This is a genomic window from Bradyrhizobium hereditatis (assembly GCF_020329435.1).
GTDB lineage: Bacteria > Pseudomonadota > Alphaproteobacteria > Rhizobiales > Xanthobacteraceae > Bradyrhizobium > Bradyrhizobium hereditatis.
This window is the reverse complement of record NZ_JAGKJK010000007.1, coordinates 209,730-231,258: the sequence shown is the minus strand read 5'-3', so window position 1 is coordinate 231,258 and position 21,529 is coordinate 209,730. Positions and strand designations below refer to the sequence as shown.

Below are 21,529 nucleotides of genomic sequence, written 5' to 3'. Positions count from 1 at the left end.
CCCTGATTTCATCGAAAGACAGCCTGCATTTCTGCACTTGTCCCGTATCTTGCGGCGGGCGAGTAGTCGTGTTTTTCGAGCAGATCGGTTCGCTTATCTGCTATCCTGCCATCGTTGTACGCGACCCGCTCAAGCACATTGTCGGAGAAGAATAGCAGTGATACGGCGCCCGAGTTGATATTGCCGGCGGCAGTTAACGACATCACTCCGTCTTTTGAGATGCAGACGAGACCTGCCTCCCTTAAGATCTCAAGCTCGCGGCCAAAGTATTCCTCAACCGATACCCCAAACTCCCGCTTGAAGCGGGAGAGCAACACTCCGCTGCTTCGCAAGGCAAACATTAACGTTCGCCGCATGAGGTCGTCCTGCGAGAGTACAGCTCCCTTCCATACCGGCTTCTCGCCTGCCTCAACCCTAGAAAGATAGCGATCCAAATCTGCTTCGTTATAGAACTGGCACTGGCTCATGTAGCCAAATCCACCAACCCCGAATGGGACAAGATTGTTATCATTCCAGGAATCGTACTTACGGCGTTGTTGAACGGAGTGGGGCTGCGACCTCTTAGTCCAATAAAAAATCGGCCCGTGGCGATAGCCGAGTTTCGTGAGAATGTGCTCTGCCATAAAGTGCATTATGATGCGCTCTTTAGCCCCCGCGAATTGATATCGCCCTCTGGCCAAATGGCGGGCTACGGGGTCAGTCGATTTGAACATCAATGGGAATACATTGAACTTCTCAATTCCCATTTCCAACAGGCCGACAATCGAGTCGTACCAGCTCCGGAGCGTTTGCTGCGGCAGCCCATACATGAGGTCAAGCGACAGATTCTCAATGCCCATCTCATTCAGCAGTTTTACGACTTGTATCACCTCCTCTACACCGTGTCCGCGGTTCAGAATGCGCAAAATAGTCGGGTCTAGACTTTGCACGCCCAGCACAAATCGGTTTACCCCACCTCTAATTAGAGTGGATATGCAATCGGCAGCGTCCGCATGCTTCACAAGAGAGGGATGCAACTCGAAACTTACTTCGGATTTCGATAAATCGAAGCGCTGATTAGTCATATCAAACAGCGTTTTGAGTTGACGGTTCGTCAAAAAGGAGGGCGTGCCACCTCCAAAGAACGCAGTTTCAATATCTTTGCCAGCAAGCGCCGCCTCTGACCAACTCATCTCCTTATTCAAAGCCGCCAGATAACGTTCCACTCGTTCGGAAGATGGATTGATTTCCTTGGCGAAGTGGCAAAAGGTGCAATACTGATTACAGAAGGGAATGTGAAAATAGAGATCAATTGACGACGCGACCTTATTCAACAATCTTTCGGCATTCAGGTCCCCCATTGCTTTGAGAGGCGGATATGTGCCGACGAGATAATCGTTGTATGAATCAAGGTGCAAGTTTCGCGATCTCAACATGTCTAGGTTGATCTCGTACGAGCGGTCGATCGCGAACTCCAGGGCCTCGGAATAGCTTGGCGTGTTCATGCCTTCGGACTCCCATTAATGTTCGTGTGTAGGCAAGCCGCGATGGCAGCTGCGGCCGGCGTCACATCTCTTTGCCTCTTACTGAGAAGCGCATTTCGATCAGCGAACTGCATTTGTCTCCCGTCGCTCGACGCAGGTCAGATCGCACCTCGCCAAGCGCCGGCGCGGCGCGCGGGATGAGTACAGTTTGTCGAGGACAGGCAGATGTCGCGGCCAATGCGTCTTCGTGCGTTGCGAAACACGACGGCACTCAGTGCGGCGTCTCCGGCGTTGATTTGGATCAATCGAGTAGGTTTCATTTCGCTCGTGCGCCTACGACTGGGAGAGCGGCATAGTCGTGCGGATCCCTTCCAGCAAACTACGTGCCACCAAGCACGTCGTGCGAGTCTTCCTCGAAGAGCGAAAACCATGTACTTCGCGCCGCGGCGAGGCATGTTTGCGCCGTGGTGTGGGTTTCCGCACATACGTGTCTTCAACCGGACACGTTGAACACGACACGAGGAGCATCAAACGATGATGTCCTCTCTCGACGAGCTTAGTTGCGCTGTTCCGGAGGCCGAGCGGGAGGTAGGCCTGGGAGAGCGGCGGTGCGCTTCGTAATCGATCCGCAAAGAAGCCCCGTAGTACGGCGGTGCCAGGGTTTTGGGGCGTTGCCGGGCTCTGGCAGCATTTTCCAACTTTCCGGAGCTCCGCGGCAGTTGGCGAATGGTCTTTGGAATAGTATTACCACCTGACTTCAGGGGTGTGAGATCAAATGCAAGATCTCTAAGCGAGCGCTTATACTCGCCACAGTAAAGAAGCCAGGTCCCTTTCGTCGGCCGAGCGGGAAGCCAGCCTCGGAGGAGCGACGCTGCTACACATCGCACCAGCTTCCGTCGGCAGAGGGATGGTGCCGACGGTTCATTCGCGGCGAGGCGTCGCCGTTAGCTTTAGCCAAGGGAAGGCCGATATCCGTTCCAAACGAAATCTAGCTCGCTTTCTTTTCTCGAAACAAGATCGAAGGAATTCAGCCCAACGTTCGCATCAACAATGTCGACAACGGCCTCAGTTTTTCCTTTCACGTAATCTTATGACGGTCGTCAAAGACCATGCTTCTCCGATAAACCCCACGGAAACGGATATTCGGCAATACTTCACCTACTGACTGATCCTGATCCACGACGGAAATGACGTCGAGTGTGTATGCCAATCTGCGCCCAAACTGCCAACGACTTCGCCTGCATCTTCCAGATGATTTTGACTGCGATAACGTTCGATCCTGTTGACCACCTTTCAGAAGCATTCGAGAGCTGAATTCGGCTGTTCCGACCGATCGCGCAGTGAAAGCGCGGTTGAGGTGGACTCAATTATACCGATGGAGCGGCCGAAAGCCTACACGAGGGTCCGTCCTTGGTTAGTGAGCACCGATGCAGACTGGGGGCGCTTGTCCACGCCGGGCCAGCGGGATGCAACTTGCGTGGCCGTCGACTAATGCCGGCTCCACTGAAGATGCGTCTCGATTGATGCTCTGAGTAACACCTGAACACGTTCTCAGAGCCAGGCAAAGATATTCGTTAGTCCGCAATTGTTTTGAGGCTAACTCGGCAGCTTACACGTTAAGGACGCCTCCGGCACGGTGGTTGCTATATGCGCACGGCCAATGACGCTCACGTCGCTACGAGAATGCCCTGCGAGCACGGCGGAACATATGCGGAAGCGAGAACGTTGGAAGCATGAGAAGTGGCGCGCCATCGGGACATCTCAGCTTCCGGACTTCTTCCTTGCGTCTTTTCAAACGCACTGTGACGACATCATTCGCAAAGTCGGAAACACTGCTCTGAAGCATACAACTTGACGCTACGTGCGATTCAAGTGTCACTTGAGGGTCTTCGCACGAATTTGTGAGAACTTTCGGCTTACGGATCTGCTCGTCGCTCGCTTTTTGTGCAGGAACCGTCGTCTCCTTTCGCATTTCAAGTCAGAGCCGCTGGCGCCTCAGTTTCGCCACGCGCCATAATTTCAAGGCAGCATCAACAGGGATATCGTTGCCGAGTGGATAAGGAGAAAGTTGACGTTAATAGCATGTGACTGCAAACGGCTTCACCCGAAGGCGTGAGCGCGCCTCGGGAAATTATGCGCTTTGATGCCGATCCGGAAGTCAACTCTTGCGTTTTGTGCACTGCGAACGCATATATGCACCACGGTAGCGCGATGCGCTATCGCAGCCCTCCTTGGGCGTTTCCTCCCTAGACTTGGGCCGCTTGTTCATTACAAGCGGCCTTTTTTTCTAGGTCGCCGCTGTGGCGACACCCCGCAATTCTTTCGGAAATTGCTTGCGCAGGTTGGTTAGACGACCGCCACACTCGCAACGAGTTGCTACACTTCGGCGCGAGCGCCCATCGCCGTCGCATTAACGAGAAGGGACGAGCGCGGTCATGAGAAAGTGGTCTGACGCGAGGCAACGCGCCTTCGTTCCAGGTCGGCGCCGGGGGTGTTGAGATACGCATTTTTCTCTGGCCGTGATATCAGTCCTTCGCGGTAAAGCCTCCGCGGGCGAATGTTAAAAATGCTTGTCGCATTGATAAGCATCGGAGATATAGGGATGGAAGGGGAAGCCTTTCTTTGGTTGGTACGGCATGCGGTCGTCGATTCTATCGAAGGAACGATTTCTCCTTCGGGCGCATCGGCCGATCTCAGCGATCGGGCGCATTTGGAAGCCGTCCGAAGGCGCTTGCCGCGGGACGCCGCAAGCTATGCGAGTCCGTCTCGACGGACTGTCGATACCGCACACGCATTCGAGCTTGATCCAATCCTGGTGCCTGAGTTCCGGGAGCAGGACTTCGGGGATTGGACTGGTCGACGTCACGACGATCTCGCCGCTCTCGGAGAAGAAGGATACGCCGAGTTCTGGAAGGATCCCGCTCGTTCAAACCCACCCGGCGGCGAGAGCTTCGAAGATCAGGTAGCGAGGGTTCGGGATGGACTTCGTAAAATAGCTGCTGGTCCAGCAACGCTCGTCGTCCATTCCGGCACTATTCGCGCCGCGCTCTGCGTAGCCCTCGACATCACACCGCGAGCAGCACTGCGCTTCGTAATCGATCCGCTGTCGATCACCCGAATTGATCGGCTACGGAACGATTGGCGGATTGTGTCGGTCAATCAGAATGTCGCGTTATGAGCGATTCGGAACGCTGGCTTGCGCGAAGGTCGCCATGCCGTTGTGCAGAGCGCATGCAAGCCGCAGGATCGGCAATGCAAGCGCGGCGCCCGATCCCTCCCCTAACCTGAGGTCCAGATTGAATAACGGCTGCACATTGAGCGCCTCAAGAACTAGGCGGTGCCCCTGCTCGGCCGATTGATGCGAGGATAAGAGAAAGGGCCGACACGACGGATTAAGATGCACCGCCGTCAACGCCGCGACGGACACGATGAAACCGTCGATCAGGAGCGGGAGGCGACGCTGTGCGGCGGCGATGATCGCGCCCGTAATCGCAGAAGTTTCGAGACCGCCGACCGCGCACAGGATCCGCTCGGCAGAAGTTCCTGGTCTTGTAAGGTCATGACGAGCCAGCGCTGCATCAATCAGGTGCGCCTTGCGCGCACGGCTGTCTGCATCGATTCCGGTGCCATTGCCGGCCACCTGCTCGGCGCCCATGCCAAGCAGGGCGGCGGCGACTGCGGCAGAAGTCGTGGTGTTGCCGATCCCCATGTCGCCAAGGATCAGAAGATCTGGCTCTGTTGAGGCCGCGCGTGCGATGGCGCGCTTGCCGCAGTCGAAGGCGAACGCGACCTCCCCGAACTCGAGCGCCGCTTCCTTGCTGAAATCCCGGCTGCCCCGGCGCGGCTTGTCCGTCGCGACTCCCGGGATGGGCAGTTCGGCGAGCGTCCCGGCATCGACGATCTCCAGACTTAAGCCCAGTTCGCGCGCGAGAACCGAAATTGCTGCACCGCCTGCCGCGAAATTCGACATCATCGCGATCGTAACTTCCTGAGGATAGGCCGATACTCCCTGCGCGACGATGCCGTGATCCCCTGCAAAGACGATGATCGGCACGCGCTCGGCACGAGGCCGGTCGGCTTGTTGCAGACCGGCCAGGTCGATCGCGAGGTGCTCGAGGCGACCCAGCGCACCGGTCGGCTTGGTGAGCTCGGCCTGACGGGCCAGGGCGGCATCGCGATGGACGGTCGAAACGCCCGGACACTCCTGGTAGACCCACTCGGGTAGCATGTCGTCCTGCCCTTGGTGATTGTTCAAGATGCCAGCTGCCTTCCCACGAGTGCTACGACACGCGCTTGAGGATGTAGCTATCCATGATCCAGCCGTGCCTGGCGCGTGCTTCCTGTCGTGCGGCGACGATGCCTGGCCCCACTTCTGCGAGCGGACCTGACATTGTGATCTGCTCGGGCATCCCGAGATAGGCGCCCCACCAGATATGTAGTCCGGTCGGATCGAGCCACTGGAACGCGGCACCACCATCGAGCATGACGACCACGGTGTCGATGCCGAACGGCCAACCGCCTTCGCGCAGCCGCCGACCGGTGGTGACGAGAAAAGGCTCCCCGATGTCGTTCAGCGGCAGTGAATATGCGGCGCAAAGCGCCTGGATTGACGTGACGCCTGGCACGACCTCGATTCTTGGCAACGGATCAAGCTTTCGTGCGATCCGCAAGCTCGAATCGTATAGCGAAGGATCGCCCCAAATCAGCAGGGCAACGCGTCCGTCATCACCGAGATGCGCCGCAATCGCTCGGGACCAGGTCACTGCGACGGCGTCGTGCCATTCGTCCACTGCCTTGCGGTAGCCCTCCTGCGCCGTGTCGCGAATGGGCAGGTCGAACTCGGCAACGCGCGTACGGCTGTTCGTCAGGGCTTGCGCGCAAATCAGCCGGCGCAGGTCGGCGAGATCGGACTTCGCGGCACCTTTGCGCGGAATCAGCACCAAGTCAGCCGCATTGATTGCGCGGATCGCAGCAAGCGTGAGCTGCTCGGGATCGCCGCAGCCAATGCCTATCAGGGAGAGTGTCAGCATCGCGTTATGAAACGGGGGCGGCCGCGAATTGCGACCGCCCTTACGCCATCTCAGGCGGCGTTGTGAAGCCGATAAGTAACAAGACCATCGGCCGTCACAGCTCTCAGTGATTTCGCCAGTGCCAGCACGGCTAGATCGGCCAGCGGCTCAAAGACTACCACGAGCGCATAGGAAGCGGCGAAAGACGCGATGGAGGCGAGGTTCTCGGCCGCAAAGCCCGCACCATACAGCGCCCAGAAGGCGACCCACGTTACGATGCCGGATTGATAGGCGGTCGAAAGCGCAAGTGCCTGCCGATACTGCAGGTCAACATAGGCGGTGTTGCGAGGAATGATCCGCCCGGCCAGCGCCTGGATCGCAAACAAAGGCACCAGCAGCGTAGTCACGTTCATACCATATTGCGGCAGGTCGGTCGGCACGAAGAACAGCCCCTGCAGCAGAAGACCAAGCGCCAGCCCGAACGCGACTGGCGCTGCGCCGAACAGGAGAAACAGCGTCGAGCCGAGAATGAAATGCACCTCCGAGACCCCCATCCGGAAATGCGGCAGGAGTTCGAAGAATGAGAAAACCAGGATCGTTGTTGCGATGGTGCGCACCGCGAATGAAACAACCCCCTGCTCGCGCACGGTTTCGACCGTGAGCTTGAGAGCGCAGCCGCCGGCAACGGCACCCGTCGCGTAACTCAGCACGAGCTTGGCGCCCGTAACGATACCTGGTTCGATATGCACGACTTACGTCCCTTCTGCCGTCACACCCGACGGCGCTGGTGTTAAAAATTGCAGGGCCGGTCTCCTCGCTCGCGGTTCGAAACGGGTCCCGGCTTCCCAAGCTTGACGGCCCAGTGGCGGATCGAAGCCCCTCACCGCTTACAGGCGCGGGCGCGGCCGGAGCTTTGGGCGCCGCATTCACGTCCGCCCTTGCCCGTTCCCGATTATGCTCCGGCGCTTTCCGCCGCTTCGAGCACCATGCCTGCTCTGTGTGCTCCTTCCGAGGAGACGTCAAGGGGCTGGCGAGATCGGGCGACGGCATCATCATAGAGTCTCTCCCGCCAGCGCGCCGAAAAGAATGACCGCCGCCGTCGTTGCGGCGGTCGCTTGCGCGAGCTGCTCTGCGAGCTGTGCAATCGTGGTGCGGACAATCTGCTCCTCGGCGCGGCCCAGAGACTCCGCAAATAGCGCCGGCGTGTCGGGAGCCATGCCGTGCTCTATCAGCTTTGCCGCGAGCGCCGGGAATGTGCGCTTTCCCATATAGACCGCGGTCGTCGATTCCGGATCGGCCAGTGCCGCCCAATTGAGATTCGCGGGCAACCGCCCGGTGACATCTGCGCCGGTCACGAACTGGACGCGGCGCGAGGTGCGGCGGCGGGTGAGTGGAATGCTGGCGCGCGCTGCCGCAACGCAGGCTGAGGTGACGCCTGGAATGATCTCGTAGTCGATGCCCGCCGCGCGCAGCGCCTCGATCTCTTCTTCAAGCCGGCCGAAGATGCCGGCGTCTCCCGATTTCAAACGTACAACGCGGGCGTTTGCGGCGGCGTAGTCGATGAGCAGCCGGTTGAGGTGCTCCTGTTTGGCTGAGGGCCGACCCACACGCTTGCCAACCGCTACCAGATTGGCCCCGGCTCGGGCGTAATCGAGGATCGCGCCCGAGGCAAGGTCGTCATCCAGCACGACATCAGCAGCGCGCAGACGCGCAGCCGCCTTGAGCGTCAGGAGCTCGGGATCGCCTGGGCCGGCCGAGACAAAGGAAACAAAGCCGCTCACCTGTCCTCCGCAATGAGGTGGAAGAACGTGCCGGTGGCGTAACCGCGCCGCGAGCCCGTCTCCGCAACGACCACGCCAGTCGCGTCGCGCACGATAGCCAGAGGTGTATCGGGCTGCGAGACAATCGTGGAGTAATGGAATTCATGGCCGCGCAGGAGCGCTCTGGCCTGATATCCGGGCATCGGCAGAGCGAGTTCCGCAAGCCGATAGCCCAGATGCATGCGACGTTGGGCAAAACTCGTATGCAGGCCGAGCAGTCCAGTCATCTCGTGGCGTGTGCCGCCACCGTCGGTCAAGGCGGTGCCCAGCACCATGTAGCCCCCGCATTCGCCATGCACCGGCCGTATCTCGGCAAAGGATTTTAGCGCACGGCGGAATTGGCGATTTGCCGCGAGTTGGCCGGCGTGCAATTCCGGATAGCCGCCGGGCAGCCAGCAGACGTCGGCACTATCATCAGGACCCTCGTCGGCGAGCGGCGAGAAGGTCGCGATCTCGGCACCGGCGGCACGCCAGGCCTCCAGCATGTGCGGATAGACGAACGAGAATGCGCCGTCGCGCGCCAGAGCGATGCGCTGGCCGGGTGGTTTGACGCTCGGGCGTGCGGCGCATGGCGCCGTCCAGGCGCATGCCGCCGATTGCAACACTGCATCGAGATCGACATGCTCGGCGACGAAGCAGGCGGCTTCCGCGATCAGGCCGTCGACCTCGCCCTGCTCCTCAGCCTGCACCAGGCCAAGATGCCGCTTCGGCAAGCTGATCGCGGCGTGGCGGGGCAACGCCCCGAACACGGCAATGCCAGCGCCTGCCATGGCACGGCGCACCAGGTCCTCGTGCCGGGTGCTGGCGACGCGGTTGAGAACGACGCCGGCAAGACGCACGCCTGCGCGGAAATCGCGCAGTCCCGCAGCCACCGCCGCGGCGGTTTGCGCCTGTCCGGAGGGATCGATCACAAGCAGGACCGGCCAGCCCATCATCTCGGCGATATCGGAGGTAGCGCCGGTCCCCGAGAGGCCCCCTGCGGCAACGCCGTCGAAGAGGCCCATCGAACCTTCGGCCAGGACGAGATCCGCATTCGCACCGCGCGAAACGAGCGCCTCGATCTCATCGCGGTGCATGGCCCAGCTGTCGATGTTGACGGAGGTGCGCCCCGCGGCGGCCGCATGAAAGGCGGTATCGATATAATCGGGCCCGCTCTTGAAGCACTGGACCTTCAGCCCGCGATCGCGATAGGCGCGCGCCAACGCCAGCGTCAGCGTCGTCTTGCCGACACCGGATGCAGGCGCGGAGATGACGAGGCTCGCCGTCATCACAAGCCTTCCGGAAAGCGCGGCGTCGGCCCGAGCGGCCGATAGCGGCGGTCATAGTCGACGGCATACAGGCGGCTCTCTCCGAAATCTTCCGAACCCAGTGTGCGGCCAACCAGAATAACGGCCGTGCGCTCGAGCTCAGTGCTTACAGCAGAATCCAGCGTACCGAGCGTAGCGCGAATGATGCGCTGATCCGGCCAGCTTGCGCGCCAGACTATTGCGACTGGGCAGTCTCCTCCGTAGTGCGGCGTCAGCTCATCAATTACCCTGGAAAGCAGATGGATCGAGAGATGGATGGCGAGCACCGCACCGGTCGCGGCGAAGGTGGCGAGCTTCTCGCCTTTCGGCATCGCGCTCGCCCTGCCCGGCATCCGCGTCAGGACGACCGATTGCACAAGACCCGGCAGCGTGAGCTCGGCCTCGATCGCGGCCGCGGCGGCGGAAAAGGCCGGCACGCCGGGCGTGATTGAATAGGAGATTTGAAGCGCGCGCAGGCGGCGCAGTTGCTCGCCCATCGCCGACCAGATCGAGAGATCCCCGGAATGTAGCCGTGCGACGTCCTTGCCCTTATGATGCGCGGCGACGATCTCCGACATGATGTCGTCGAGCGACAGCGGCGCGGTGTTCACGATCCGTGCATCCTTTGGGCAATGGGCAAGAACGCCCTCGGGCACGAGAGAGCCGGCATAGAGGCAGACCGGACAGGCGGCGATCAGATCGCGACCGCGCAAGGTGAGCAGATCAGCTGCTCCCGGTCCGGCGCCGATGAAATGCACCGTCATTCGCCGTCTCCTTCCGCGATCGCTGCGGTCGCCGTCCGATCCTGCGAAACGGCCCGCGTCGAAACGAAGCGCGCACCACGGCCGGCGACCGCAAGCGCTGCGGCTTCGGCGACGGAGCCCGTACCAAACTTTGCCTTGATGGATTCTGACTGTGTGGGCGTGGCAATGCCGGCCAGGACATCCGCCGAAACAGGCCGGATCGGCACGTTGAGTTCGCGCGCCAGCAATTTGAGCGCGGCGGTTTCGGCCTTGTCGCTGACCGTTGCAACTGCCGCGAGATCTTCAGGACCGCCCGCGGCGGCGAGAGCTTCGCGCAGCGCAGCCAGTGTGACCTCCCGCTTGAACCCCAGACCTGCGACTTTCACTTGACTGCACTCCATTGCACGACCGGCCGCACGGCTTCCCAGGAGCGGTAGCGGCCGAGGTGACCTGCATGCGCAATCTCGATTCGGATCAACTCGCCACCGTGGCGTTGATGAAGGTCCGAGAGCAGCGCCTCGGTCTCCAGCGTGACGGCATGCGCAACTAACCTTACTCTCGGCTCAATGCGCGACCACACCGCATCGAACATCCTGGCGTCGAACCCTCCGCCGATGAAAACGGCTTGCGGTGTCCCAAGGCCTGAGAGGATATCAGGCGCTATTCCCTCAACGATGGCGATGCGATGCGTCAGACCGAAGGTTGCCGCGTTGCCGCGGATATTCGCTACGCGATCAGCCCGCGCTTCGATGGCGATCGCCGTGCCACCACAGAGAGCCCATTCTACCGAGATCGAACCTGAACCGGCGCCAATGTCCCATAATCTGTCGCCGCATCTCGGCGCCAGCGCCGAAAGCGCGAGCGCGCGCATCGGCCGCTTGGTGAACTGGCCGTCATGCACGAAGAGCGCATCCGAAAGGCCGGAGCTGCGCGGAACGCCGTGCGGTCCATTGGTTTCCAGCGCAACTGTCACCGGACCCGCGCCACCATCGGCGGCGTAGCTGTCGGCCCGATATTGCGCCACGGATTCGCGGGCACCGCCGAGCGCGGTGAGCGTCCACAGCCGTGAATCGCCCCAGCCGCGCGCCGTCAACCATTTGGCCAGATCGCCGGGCGCCTTGTCGTCGCGCACGAGACAAATAATGCGCGCTCCACGTGTCAGATGCGGCACCAGGCGTTCGAATGGCGCCGCGTGGAGTCCAAGACAGACGACAGATTCGAGCCGCCATCCGAGCCGCGCCGCGGCAAGTGAGAATGTCGAGGGCGCGGGATGCGCAATCCATTCGCTCTTGCTGAGCCGTTCCGCGAGACTGGCTCCTACGCCGTACCAGGACGGATCGCCCGAGGCGAGCACCACCGTCGGACGACCGCGGCAGGTCAGCACGCAATCTGTCTCGAACGGCACCGGCCATGGACGGCCGCGGTCGGCAATCCCTGCCAGCGCGAGATGCCGTTCGCCGCCAAACACCGTCTCGGCTTCCGCAAGCGCCTTTCGGCTTGCATCCGAGAGGCCGGCAAGGCCATCTTCGCCAATGCCGATAATCGTCAGCCAGGGATCATGCATGATGCGCGCCCTCATTCTGGGCGGAACAAGCGAGGCCAATCTGCTCGCGGACGCTGTGGCGTGCGCGGGGTGTACTGCGATCTATTCCTATGGAGGTCGCACCCGCGCCCCCGCGAACCAGCCGCTGCCGACCCGCATCGGGGGGTTCGGCGGCGTGAATGGCCTTGCCGAGTTCATTCGACGCGAGGGAATAACGCACCTTGTCGATGCAACCCATCCCTTCGCGGCCGAGATGAGCCGCAATGCGGTTGCAGCGTGCGAGACGACCGGAACACCGCTGATCGCGCTCGAGCGTGCGCCCTGGGCAAAAGGGACCGGCGACACCTGGATCGAGGCCGCGGATATCTCCTCCGCTGCGGCAGCGTTGCCGAACAATCGCGCGCGGATATTTCTTGCGATCGGACGGCAGCACATCGCAGCTTTCAGCGCCAGACCGCAGCATGCCTACACTTTGCGGTTTGTCGATCCCCCCGATGGACCACTGCCGTTTCCGGACGTCGATGTCATCGTGTCGCGCGGACCATTCACCCTCGCCGGCGAATTGGAGGTGATGCGCACGCGCGGCATCGAATGGGTTGTTGCCCGCAACTCCGGTGGAGCGGGCGCGCGCGCCAAGATCGACGCCGCGCGCGAGCTCGGCCTTCCCGTCGTGATGCTCAAGCGGCCCGAATTGCCTGAAAGGCCGCGGGTCGAAAGCGTGGCGGATGTCATGCAATGGCTCGGTCATCGGACATGCCTCGGTGCATAGACCCAGCGGCCGACGCGGCGCGTTGCCGAATTGCCGACGATGACAAGGGTTCGCATGTCGGCCATCTCGGGCCGTGCCTCGCGCAGCATCACCGTTTCAATTCGCTCCGCGGCCGTGCTGACCGCATGGGCAAAGATCACGAGGCGTTCGCCCCAACCTGCCTCCTTCAGAACCGAAAGTGCGCGTCCAAAACCCTCGGGCCGGCTCACTGAGCGCGGATTGTACATCGCGATCGCAAAGTCGGCTTCGGCAGCAAGCCGCAAGCGCTTCTCGATCATCGGCCACGGCTTCAGATTATCGGAGAGATTGATCGCGCAAAAATCGTGGCCGAGCGGCGCGCCGGCGCGCGCGGCCGCTGCCAGCATTGCAGTTACGCCGGGCAGAACGCGGATTGCAAGGCCCTGCCATTGCGGCGAGACTTCAAGGGCTTCGAATACAGCCGCTGCCATGGCGAAAACACCCGGGTCGCCGGAAGAAACCATGACAACGCGGCGTCCTTCCGATGCCAGCTGCAAGGCATCGCTTGCGCGCTGCAACTCCATGCGATTGTCTGATGGATGCAGCGTCAGTCCTTCACGCTGTTGCACCCGCGCGACATAGGGCGCATAGCCCACGACGTCCGTCGCGGCGGCGAGCGCGGCGGAGACTTCCGGCGTGACTAGCGCCTGGTCCCCCGGCCCAAGTCCCGCGATGGTCAATATGCCCGTCATTCGGCCGCCTCCATCCGGCGTCCCTGCCCATGCACGAGCACGATCGCGAAATAGGGACACTCGGTCTCGTCCACGTCCTTCAGCCGCGCGACGCGCTCGCCAGGCATGGTGCCGCGTTCGATCAGCCATGCCTCGCCAAGGCGGCCGGCGGCGGCGAGCGCGCGGCGCACCTTCTTCAGATTGCGCCCGGTCTTCATGATGACGAGCGCATCGGAACTGCGCGCGCGTTGCTCGAGCTCGTGTTCCGACAGCGTACCCATCAGCACCGTCATCACATCGTCGCCGAGGGCGATCGGCAGGCCGACCGAATTCCAGCAGCCAGCCATACCGGGAATGCCGGCGATCACCTCGATCTCGACGCGGCCCTGCAGACGTGCACGCAGATGCATGAAGGAGCCGTAGAAGTAGGGATCGCCCTCGCAGAGAACGACGATGTCGACCGCGCGGGCGATCCGCGCAAGACGCTCCGCCCACTCGTCGTAAAAGCCGGCAAGGAGGCGAATATATTCCAGACTGTCGAAGGCGATCTCAGTCGTGACCGGATACTCCATCGGATATTCGCAGACGTCCATTGCCAGTAGTCCATCGACGATGCGGCGCGCCTGGCCGGGCCGTCCCTTCTTCCGGAAATAGGCAACGTGCTTGGCCGCACGGACCTCACGATCGGCGCGCACGCTCATGAGGTCCGGATTTCCTGGCCCGAGGCCGCAACAGATGATGCGCCCCATGGCTATTCGTTCCGGCTCGCCAGCGCGTTCACGGCGGCCACCGTGATTGCCGAGCCGCCAAGGCGCCCCTCGACCGTCAGCGCCGGCGCAGGCTGGTCAGCCATCAGCGCAACCTTGGCTTCAGCCGCGCCGACAAAGCCGACCGGACAACCTATGATCGCTGCAGGTCTTGGACAGTTGCGATCCTCTAGCATGTTGAGCAGGTGAAATAGCGCGGTCGGCGCATTGCCGATAGCGACGATCGCGCCGTCCAGATGCGGCCTCCACAATTCCAGCGCCGCGGCTGAGCGGGTATTGCGCATGGATTGCGCGAGGGAGGGAACCGCGGGATCGTCAAGCGTACAGATGATGGCGTTGCCGGCCGGCAGGCGCGCACGCGTAATTCCCTCCGACACCATGCGTGCGTCGCAGAGGATAGGCGCGGCGTTCTGAAGCGCAGCGCGCGCGATGCGCGCCATGCCGGGCGTGAAGCGGATGCAGGATTCGAGACTGACCATGCCAGCGGCATGGATCATGCGAACGACGACCGGCTCCTCGTCGGCCGAAAAGCGCTCAAGGTCCGCCTCGGCACGGATGGTGGCGAAGGATTGACGGTAGATCGCCGCACCATCGGTTTCATAGACGTGCGGCATCAGTGCGCTCCCGTCAGAACGGAAGGATCCGCGATCATTCGGCCTGCGCTTACTCCACGCTGGCTAGGCGTATCCCGCGTTGAGCCGCTGCGGATGACATCAAATCCCTCGCGGGTCGCAACAAGCGTGAGCGCGGCAGCCCCCAAATGGGCACAGCCTTTGGCACAGCCAGAGACGTGAAGCCTCTCGTCCGCGGCAATATGCGGCGCAAGCGCCGCTGCAAGTGCACGAGTATCGGAATGCGCCTCACAGCAGGCGGGCGCACCGCTGCAGGCGACGACGCGCAGGATGGGATCGTCCGCTTGGGTGACGAGGCCCTCGCATTGGGGCATTTCGCGCAATTCTTCCGCCACAATCATACGCCAGGGCGTCATCCTTAATCCTTGCGAGCATCCGGCAAGATGGCTGAGCGCGGCATGTGTCAGCTGTCCGAAAGCCGCAGCGACCATCGCGCCTTGCGGATAAAGTCCGGGATGCGGCTCCGCGGTCATGCAAGCCGGCTTGACGTTGCCACGAAGCGCGTCGGGCAGTTTTGCGCCAGCACCGACATGCGCTCTCATTCGCCCTCTGCCCTCCCTGGCTCCGCCCGAATCGACGAACCACTCGGCAAGCGCGAGCGCAACGCCTACCGCTTCTGTCCGCGAGACGGGACGCCCATGCTCCGCACCGTCGGCACGCACGATCAGCTCTCCCGCGATGCTGCGCTCGATGCGGATGTCGGCGGAGGCGCCGGCCAGCACGGGCTCTGTGCTGCAATCAACGGCGAAGCCGAATTTGGTCGGCAGGCCGGGCGGTCCCATCACAAGCCCGTGTTCAAGTTCTGCTGCGAGAAAACAGGTATCGTCACTTTCGCTCCAGAAGGGCGTGACAAGGATGTTGCGCCGCGCTTCCGAGTCCGGATCGGGATCGAGCAAGTGCAGCCGCGAGAGTTCCTCGATCAAGGGCCGATGACCTTGATCACTGACACCCCTGATTTGCAGGTTGGCCCGGCTGGTCAGATCGATCAGGCCGTTGCCGTAGCACTCGGCCAGCACCGCAATTCCCGCTGCCTGCTTCGCATCGAGCCGGCCACCGTGCGGCCGGATGCGAACCACAAGCCCATCCCCCGACAGCATCGGCCGTAAGGCGCCGGGACACCAGCCCTTGATCGCAACGGCGCTCATGAGGCCTCCAGCGCAGCCGCGATCGAATTGCGCCGTGTCCTCCAGAGCGAAGCTTGATGCAAACGGGTGAAGCAAGCCTCGATCGCCGCGAGCGCCGCCGGATTCTCGCGCGCCATGAAAGTTCGCACGTTGTCGCTGCCAAGCGTCGCGTCGTAATAGAGATCGAAGAGATGCGTGGGTACCGCATCGGCAAGATGTGCAAAGCTGGCCATATGCTCTAGCGTGGCAGCGATTTCCGCCGCGCCCCGAAAGCCGTGGCGCATCATGCCGGCGATCCATTTTTGGTTGGCCGCACGCGCACGCACGACGCGCGAGATTTCCTCGGTCAACGAGCGAGCACGCGGCTGATCGGGATGTGTCGCGTCGAGGTGGTAGAGCGATGGTGTGGCCGCGCCCAGGCGCGCCGCCGCGGCCGCAAGGCCCGCCTCATGCACGGCATAGTCTGCGGCGAGCAGCAGATCCGTTTCCGGCAGGTCCTGCACATGGACAAAGGCATTAGCGGCGACGAGCCTTGCCTCGATACCTGTACGATCAGGCCGCATCGTGCCGTCGGACGCGAATGCCCAGGACGAAGCCGACAGCCAGGCTTCACCGGCCGCCTCGCGCGTCGTCGCCGTGAAGACATCCGGCATCGATGCCATACCGACACCGTACTGCCCCGGCCGGGGTCCAAACACACGCGCCGCGCGATGACGATAGGGATTTTCCTCGCCCTCCTCGTCGCGTTCAGAAAGCGCTTCCGTTGCCGCCTCGAACAATTGCGCAAGAGATGAAAAGACGTCGCGAAACAGTCCCGACACGCGAAGCGTCACGTCGATGCGCGGCCGACCAAGAGCCGCTGGTGCGATGATCTCATAACCCGACACGCGGCCCGATCCGTGGTCCCAGCGCGGCGCGATGCCTGCCAGGTGCAGGGCCATCGCGAAATCCTCGCCTGCGGTGCGCATGGTGGATGATCCCCAGAGATCAACCAGCAGCCCCCTCGGCCAGTCGCCGTGATCCTGCAGGTGACGGCGCAGCAATTCCTCGGCGAGCTTGATCCCCTGTACATGCGCGGACGGTGTCGGCACTGCGCGGGGATCGACGGCGAACAGATTGCGTCCGGTCGGCAGCACATCGCGCCGCCCGCGATAGGGCGAGCCTGCCGGCCCCGCAGCAACGCGCCTACCAGAGAGAGCGTCAAGCAGCGCGCCCTTCTCCGCCTCGCCGCAAGCCCCGCGGCCGAACACATGCAGGCCATCGCCGAACTGGCTTTCCTTGAGGTCGCAGACAAAGCGATCGATCCGGGGAATTGCCTCAGCCGCCGCAGCCGAGGCGCCAAGCCCGAGATCCTCTTCCAGTCCCGCGGCACGCGCTTCATCGCGAATCGACGCGATTAGGCGCTGGCGGCGCGCGGGATCGAGACCATCGGCCGTCGAATATTCATCGAGCAGTTGCTCGAGCCGGCGCAGGCCTTGAGGCAACGCCGCCCGAGCCAATGGTGGCGGCAAATGCCCTATCGTGACAGCGCCGATGCGCCGCTTGGCCTGCGCGGCCTCGCCGGGATCATTGACGATGAAGGGATAGATCACGGGCATGTCGCCGATCAGCGCTTCAGGCCAACAGGCAGCGGACAGCGCCACGGACTTGCCGGGCAGCCATTCTAGCGTTCCGTGAGCGCCCATATGGACGACCGCGTCGACCTTTTGCTGCCTGAGCCAAAGATAGAATGCGACATAGGCGTGGCGAGGCGTGCGGGAAAGATCATGATACTCGGCGTCACGATTGGTAACGTCACTGCGTTCAGGCTGAACGGCGATAATCGCCTTGCCACATTGGATCACTGCGAAATGAAATTCGCCACCACGACAGGCGGGATCGTTCTGCGGCGCGCTCCAGGCGCGCGCAAGGTCATCCTGTAACGGGCGCGGAAGCCTCGCCAGCGCCGCGCGGTAATCCGCGACGCTAAAGGTCAATTCCTCCCGCTGGAGAGTTTCACCGAACGCTCCCGCCGCTTTCACGTCGTAACCAGCAGCTTCGAGATCGGACAGCAGCGTTTCGACCGAAGCGAGCGCGTCGAGCCCAACCGCATGCGCGAGCTGGTGCGGACGGCCCGGATAGTTCGAGAGCACAATCGCCAGCCGCTTCACGCCTGCCGGCTTGCCCGCGAGCCTGTGCCAAGCTACCACCCGATCCACGACCGAACCGACACGTTCGTCGTCAGGCCTGTGCGCCAGATGCGCAAATTGCAGATCGGGATCGCGCTCACCCGCCGACTTGAAGCTGACCACGCCCGCAAATAGCCGGCCGTCAATCTCCGGCAACGCTACATGCATCGCCAGATCGGCCGGCGAGAGACCGCGAAGCGACTCCGCCCAATCCTCGCGCCGGGCCGTCGACAACGCAACCTGGAACACCGGACAGGAGGCGGCATCGAAAGGCGTCGTGCCGTCGGCGGCCGCAGAGAAGGCGGTTGCATTGACGATCACTGCAGGCGGGCATTGCTCGAACTGCCCCTTCAGCCAGTCCGCTACACCGGCGGCCTTTAGCGATGTGACGAATACGCCATAGGCATCAAAACCCGTTTGCCGCAGTGCTGTGATCAGCGCGTCGACCGGGAGGGTATCTGCCGCGGTGAGATAGGAGCGATAGAAGGTGACGAGCGCGCGCGGCCGCCGGTCGCAATTTGGCAGCGCCGCGATTGCGCCACGAGCCGGATCATAAAAACCGATCTCGGATATTTCGATCTCGCCGGCTACAGCCCCCGCATAACGGCCCGAGGCTAGTGCGAGCTGGGCGATTGCAGCCTGCGCCGCCATTGCTCCGCCCTTGTCGCACAAGGCCCTTAGCCGTCCGAGCGTCAAGGTAGGCACTGTTGAGAGCGCATTCAGCCGCGGGTCGTCGCGACCATCACCTGGCAGCACCGCAAGCGCGATGTCGCGGTCCTTGGCCAATTGATGCAGGGCAGCCAGTCCATATGGCCAGTAGGACTCGCCACCGATCAGGCGCACCAGTACGCCGCGCGCATGCGATAGCGTCCGCTCGATATAGGTATCGACCGAAAGCGGATGACGCAGTTCCGCAAGGTTCGCGAGCCTCAGCGACGGCAGGCAAGCACGCCCACGCCGCCAGCCGGACGCGAACGCGGCCAGATCGCTGTCCGAGAACGAGAGCACGACAAGGTCGGCCGGGTCCTGGCCGAGATCCTTAGGGATCGCGGTCTCCTCAAGACCGCGGCTCTCGCGAAACACGACGTGCATCAAACACCAAGTCCCGCCCTGATGGCGGCCTCATCGATATCGTCGTGTTCACCGATCAGAACCAATTTCGATTGCCTTGGCCGCGTGCCCCAGGGCATATCGAACTGATGCCGCACCCGCTCCCCGACCGATTGCAAGAGCAATCGCATCGGCTTGCTCGCGACCGCGATATATCCCTTGGCGCGCAGCACGTTCTGCTCGCGCGCAAGCCGCTGGATCGATCCGACCAGCGCATCGATGTCAGCAACTTCCGGAAGCTCAACGACAACCGAGGCGAAGTCCTCGTGCTCGTGCTCTTCTTCGCCGTCATGGTGAGAGGGGCGCGCAGCGAGATCGTCTTCTGCCGCCGCTTCGAGACCAAGGATGATACGCGCATCGACCGCGCCGTCGACGACCGGCAGCATCGGCACGCGACGCGGCATTTCGGCGACGATCGCCGCCTTGGCCGCTTCAAGTCCTTCATCGCCGGCAAGGTCCGCCTTGGTGAGCAGCACGATATCCGCGCACGCGATCTGATCCTCGAACACTTCCGACAGCGGCGTCTCGTGATCGAGGTTTTCATCGGCCGCACGCTGTGCTTCCACCGCGACGGGGTCTGGCGCAAAGCGGCCGGCCGCCACAGCCTCGGCATCCGCAAGCGCAATCACGCCGTCGACCGTAATCCGCGAGCGGATCTCCGGCCAATCGAACGCCTTGAGCAGCGGCTTTGGCAAGGCCAATCCCGATGTCTCGATCAGGATATGGTCGGGCTTCACGCGGCGCGAGAGCAGCTGCTCCATGGCGGGAATGAAGTCGTCAGAGACCGTGCAGCAGATGCAGCCATTGGCGAGCTCGACGATGTTCTCGGCGGGACAATTGACATCCGCGCAGGATTTCAGGATCTCTCCATCCACGCCTTCGCTGCCGAACTCGTTGACGAGCACCGCAAGCTTCTTGCCGTTCGCGTTGGCGATCAGGTGCTGGATCAGTGTCGTCTTGCCTGAACCGAGAAAGCCGGTGACGACCGTGACCGGAACCTTGGCGAGCGTGTTCATTCTGCTGCCTCCGGCAGGATGTTGATGGGTGGAATGCGGGCCAGCGATTGTTTGCGGAAGATCTCTGGCCGGCTGCGCCACGGCACGATGCCGTCGGGCGCCGCCGCATAGGCCGCAGCACCGGCGATCACGTCCGGCGCATTTAGGTCGGACAGGCGGCCGTAGACGTAAGACCACCGTCCAGGCGCGCTGAGCGCGACCGAGCAACCCTGGCTACAAGCGGACAGGCATTCGACCGGAACCACGTGGATGTCTTCCGGCACGCCGGCGAGAATGGCCCTGTGCAGACGCGCGCCTGGCGTGATTTCGCCTTCCCTCAAGGATTGGCCGGCACGGCAGGTGATGCAGACATGAAGCGTGACGGTCATCGCCCTCCTCGACGTTTTGGCGGAGGCGATGAGGCGCACGAACCATAGACATAAGGGTTCGTTGCCGTCGCGGAGCACCCCGTCCGCCGGTCTCAAGTCTCTGCGCTGGCAGGTCTCCCGGCTTGCGGAGCAGGTTTTCCCTTCGATCTCCGCCTTCCCAACCCTCTCGGGTCAGTGGCTCCTAGAGATCTCTCCGGTCACGGTCGCGGGGGCGGCTGCGTTTCAGGCTCAAGCTTTCAAGGCTAGACCCCTATCGCATTCCCTCTTCGCCTGTCGTAGGACAGGAACCAACGCCACCCCACCATTTGCCCAAGCGTGCAACTTGTCAAGCCAAAGGAGCGTGCCGATGACTTCCGAACCTGATGCCGCTGAGGATGAAACCGTGACCTCCGAAGCCTCGCTGGACGCCCGTCATGCGGACAAAATGGCGAAGAAAAAAGCAGCGCGCGACCGGATGATGGCCGCCAAGAGCGGCGAGAAGGGTCTCGTCCTCGTCCACACCGGTGCGGGCAAGGGAAAATCCTCCTCGGCTTTCGGCATGATCATGCGGTGCGTCGCGCATGGCTTTCCCTGCGCGGTCGTGCAATTCATCAAGGGTGCGTGGGAAACTGGCGAGCGCCGCCTGCTGACCGGACATTTTGGTGAATTATGCCAATTCCACGCGATGGGTGAAGGCTTCACCTGGGAAACACAGGACCGCGCCCGGGACGTCGCCGCGGCGCGCGCCGCATGGGAAAAGGCCAAGCAGCTGATCGCCGATGAAGCCTTGCGCATGGTCGTTCTCGACGAGATCAACATTGCGCTTCGCTACGACTATCTGGAGATCGGAGAGGTGGTCGAGTTCCTGAAAAATTCAAAGCCGCCGATGACGCATGTCGTCCTCACGGGGCGCAATGCCAGGCAGGAATTGATCGATGCCGCCGACCTCGTCACAGAGATGACGCTCGTGAAGCATCCCTTCCGATCCGGCATCAAGGCGCAGCCCGGCGTCGAGTACTGACGAATCAACCGCGGAATCCGAT

Annotated in this window: 19 protein-coding genes and 2 riboswitches; of the genes, 3 read left to right on the top strand and 16 right to left on the bottom strand. The window is 62.3% G+C overall.

The window, feature by feature from the left end; all coding sequences use genetic code 11:
• Nucleotides 1-8 precede the first annotated feature (8 nt).
• Nucleotides 9-1,484 (bottom strand): coproporphyrinogen-III oxidase family protein, encoded by a 1,476-nt coding sequence (locus J6524_RS18305; protein WP_225672972.1) that lies wholly within the window; start codon nt 1,482-1,484, stop codon nt 9-11.
• Nucleotides 1,485-4,065: 2,581 nt separating this feature from the next.
• Between J6524_RS18305 and J6524_RS18300 the strand changes: the two genes are divergently transcribed.
• Nucleotides 4,066-4,641, top strand: a complete 576-nt coding sequence (locus J6524_RS18300) for a histidine phosphatase family protein (protein WP_028348759.1) — start codon at nt 4,066-4,068, stop codon at nt 4,639-4,641.
• Here the strand turns inward: J6524_RS18300 and cobT are convergent.
• From cobT to cbiE, 8 genes are all read right to left on the bottom strand, one after another.
• The gene (gene cobT / locus J6524_RS18295) at nt 4,636-5,691 is read right to left on the bottom strand and encodes a nicotinate-nucleotide--dimethylbenzimidazole phosphoribosyltransferase (RefSeq protein ID WP_225673236.1); all 1,056 of its coding nucleotides are present in this window, start codon (nt 5,689-5,691) and stop codon (nt 4,636-4,638) included. The genes J6524_RS18300 and cobT overlap by 6 nt on opposite strands.
• Before the next feature lie 52 nt (nt 5,692-5,743).
• Nucleotides 5,744-6,493, bottom strand: coding sequence for a precorrin-6A synthase (deacetylating) (gene cobF / locus J6524_RS18290; RefSeq protein WP_225672969.1), 750 nt, complete (start codon nt 6,491-6,493; stop codon nt 5,744-5,746).
• Between the two features lie 50 nt (nt 6,494-6,543).
• Nucleotides 6,544-7,221, bottom strand: a complete 678-nt coding sequence (locus J6524_RS18285) for an energy-coupling factor ABC transporter permease (protein ID WP_225672968.1) — start codon at nt 7,219-7,221, stop codon at nt 6,544-6,546.
• A gap of 37 nt (nt 7,222-7,258) precedes the next feature.
• Nucleotides 7,259-7,476, bottom strand: a riboswitch (cobalamin riboswitch).
• A 48-nt stretch (nt 7,477-7,524) separates the two neighbouring features.
• A complete protein-coding gene (gene cobA, locus J6524_RS18280) occupies nt 7,525-8,253 on the bottom strand; it encodes a uroporphyrinogen-III C-methyltransferase (protein WP_225672966.1) in 729 nt (242 codons plus the stop codon).
• Nucleotides 8,250-9,560: a cobyrinic acid a,c-diamide synthase CobB gene (locus tag J6524_RS18275; RefSeq protein ID WP_225672963.1), complete on the bottom strand. Its 1,311-nt coding sequence runs from the start codon at nt 9,558-9,560 to the stop codon at nt 8,250-8,252. Before J6524_RS18275 ends, cobA begins: the two co-directional genes overlap by 4 nt.
• The gene (gene cobM, locus J6524_RS18270; protein WP_225672961.1) at nt 9,560-10,342 is read right to left on the bottom strand and encodes a precorrin-4 C(11)-methyltransferase; all 783 of its coding nucleotides are present in this window, start codon (nt 10,340-10,342) and stop codon (nt 9,560-9,562) included. Before cobM ends, J6524_RS18275 begins: the two co-directional genes overlap by 1 nt.
• Nucleotides 10,339-10,707 (bottom strand): cobalamin biosynthesis protein, encoded by a 369-nt coding sequence (locus J6524_RS18265; RefSeq protein ID WP_225672958.1) that lies wholly within the window; start codon nt 10,705-10,707, stop codon nt 10,339-10,341. Before J6524_RS18265 ends, cobM begins: the two co-directional genes overlap by 4 nt.
• The gene (gene cbiE / locus J6524_RS18260; protein ID WP_225672956.1) at nt 10,704-11,885 is read right to left on the bottom strand and encodes a precorrin-6y C5,15-methyltransferase (decarboxylating) subunit CbiE; all 1,182 of its coding nucleotides are present in this window, start codon (nt 11,883-11,885) and stop codon (nt 10,704-10,706) included. Before cbiE ends, J6524_RS18265 begins: the two co-directional genes overlap by 4 nt.
• On the opposite strand from cbiE, the gene J6524_RS18255 reads away from it, so the two are divergent.
• Nucleotides 11,884-12,633, top strand: coding sequence for a cobalt-precorrin-6A reductase (locus J6524_RS18255; protein WP_225672955.1), 750 nt, complete (start codon nt 11,884-11,886; stop codon nt 12,631-12,633). The genes cbiE and J6524_RS18255 overlap by 2 nt on opposite strands.
• Here J6524_RS18255 and cobJ read toward each other — a convergent pair.
• From cobJ to J6524_RS18220, 7 genes are read right to left on the bottom strand one after another with little or no spacing between them, the layout of a single operon-like run.
• Entirely contained in the window at nt 12,609-13,343 is a 735-nt protein-coding gene (cobJ, locus tag J6524_RS18250; protein WP_225672953.1) for a precorrin-3B C(17)-methyltransferase, read from the bottom strand. The genes J6524_RS18255 and cobJ overlap by 25 nt on opposite strands.
• Nucleotides 13,340-14,071, bottom strand: a complete 732-nt coding sequence (gene cobI / locus J6524_RS18245; protein WP_225672951.1) for a precorrin-2 C(20)-methyltransferase — start codon at nt 14,069-14,071, stop codon at nt 13,340-13,342. Before cobI ends, cobJ begins: the two co-directional genes overlap by 4 nt.
• A gap of 2 nt (nt 14,072-14,073) precedes the next feature.
• Complete coding sequence (locus tag J6524_RS18240; RefSeq protein ID WP_028348748.1) at nt 14,074-14,703, bottom strand: precorrin-8X methylmutase; 630 nt, start codon at nt 14,701-14,703, stop codon at nt 14,074-14,076.
• The gene (cobG, locus tag J6524_RS18235) at nt 14,703-15,866 is read right to left on the bottom strand and encodes a precorrin-3B synthase (RefSeq protein WP_225672948.1); all 1,164 of its coding nucleotides are present in this window, start codon (nt 15,864-15,866) and stop codon (nt 14,703-14,705) included. Before cobG ends, J6524_RS18240 begins: the two co-directional genes overlap by 1 nt.
• Entirely contained in the window at nt 15,863-19,105 is a 3,243-nt protein-coding gene (gene cobN, locus J6524_RS18230) for a cobaltochelatase subunit CobN (RefSeq protein ID WP_225672946.1), read from the bottom strand. The genes cobG and cobN overlap by 4 nt, the downstream gene beginning before the upstream one ends.
• The gene (gene cobW / locus J6524_RS18225) at nt 19,105-20,139 is read right to left on the bottom strand and encodes a cobalamin biosynthesis protein CobW (protein ID WP_225672945.1); all 1,035 of its coding nucleotides are present in this window, start codon (nt 20,137-20,139) and stop codon (nt 19,105-19,107) included. The genes cobN and cobW overlap by 1 nt, the downstream gene beginning before the upstream one ends.
• Nucleotides 20,136-20,507, bottom strand: a complete 372-nt coding sequence (locus tag J6524_RS18220) for a DUF1636 family protein (RefSeq protein WP_225672943.1) — start codon at nt 20,505-20,507, stop codon at nt 20,136-20,138. Before J6524_RS18220 ends, cobW begins: the two co-directional genes overlap by 4 nt.
• A 90-nt stretch (nt 20,508-20,597) precedes the next feature.
• A riboswitch (cobalamin riboswitch) is annotated at nt 20,598-20,814 on the bottom strand.
• A gap of 39 nt (nt 20,815-20,853) precedes the next feature.
• Between J6524_RS18220 and cobO the strand changes: the two genes are divergently transcribed.
• On the top strand, nt 20,854-21,507 hold the full coding sequence (gene cobO / locus J6524_RS18215; protein WP_225672941.1) for a cob(I)yrinic acid a,c-diamide adenosyltransferase: 654 nt from the start codon (nt 20,854-20,856) through the stop codon (nt 21,505-21,507).
• The last annotated feature ends 22 nt before the right edge of the window (nt 21,508-21,529 follow it).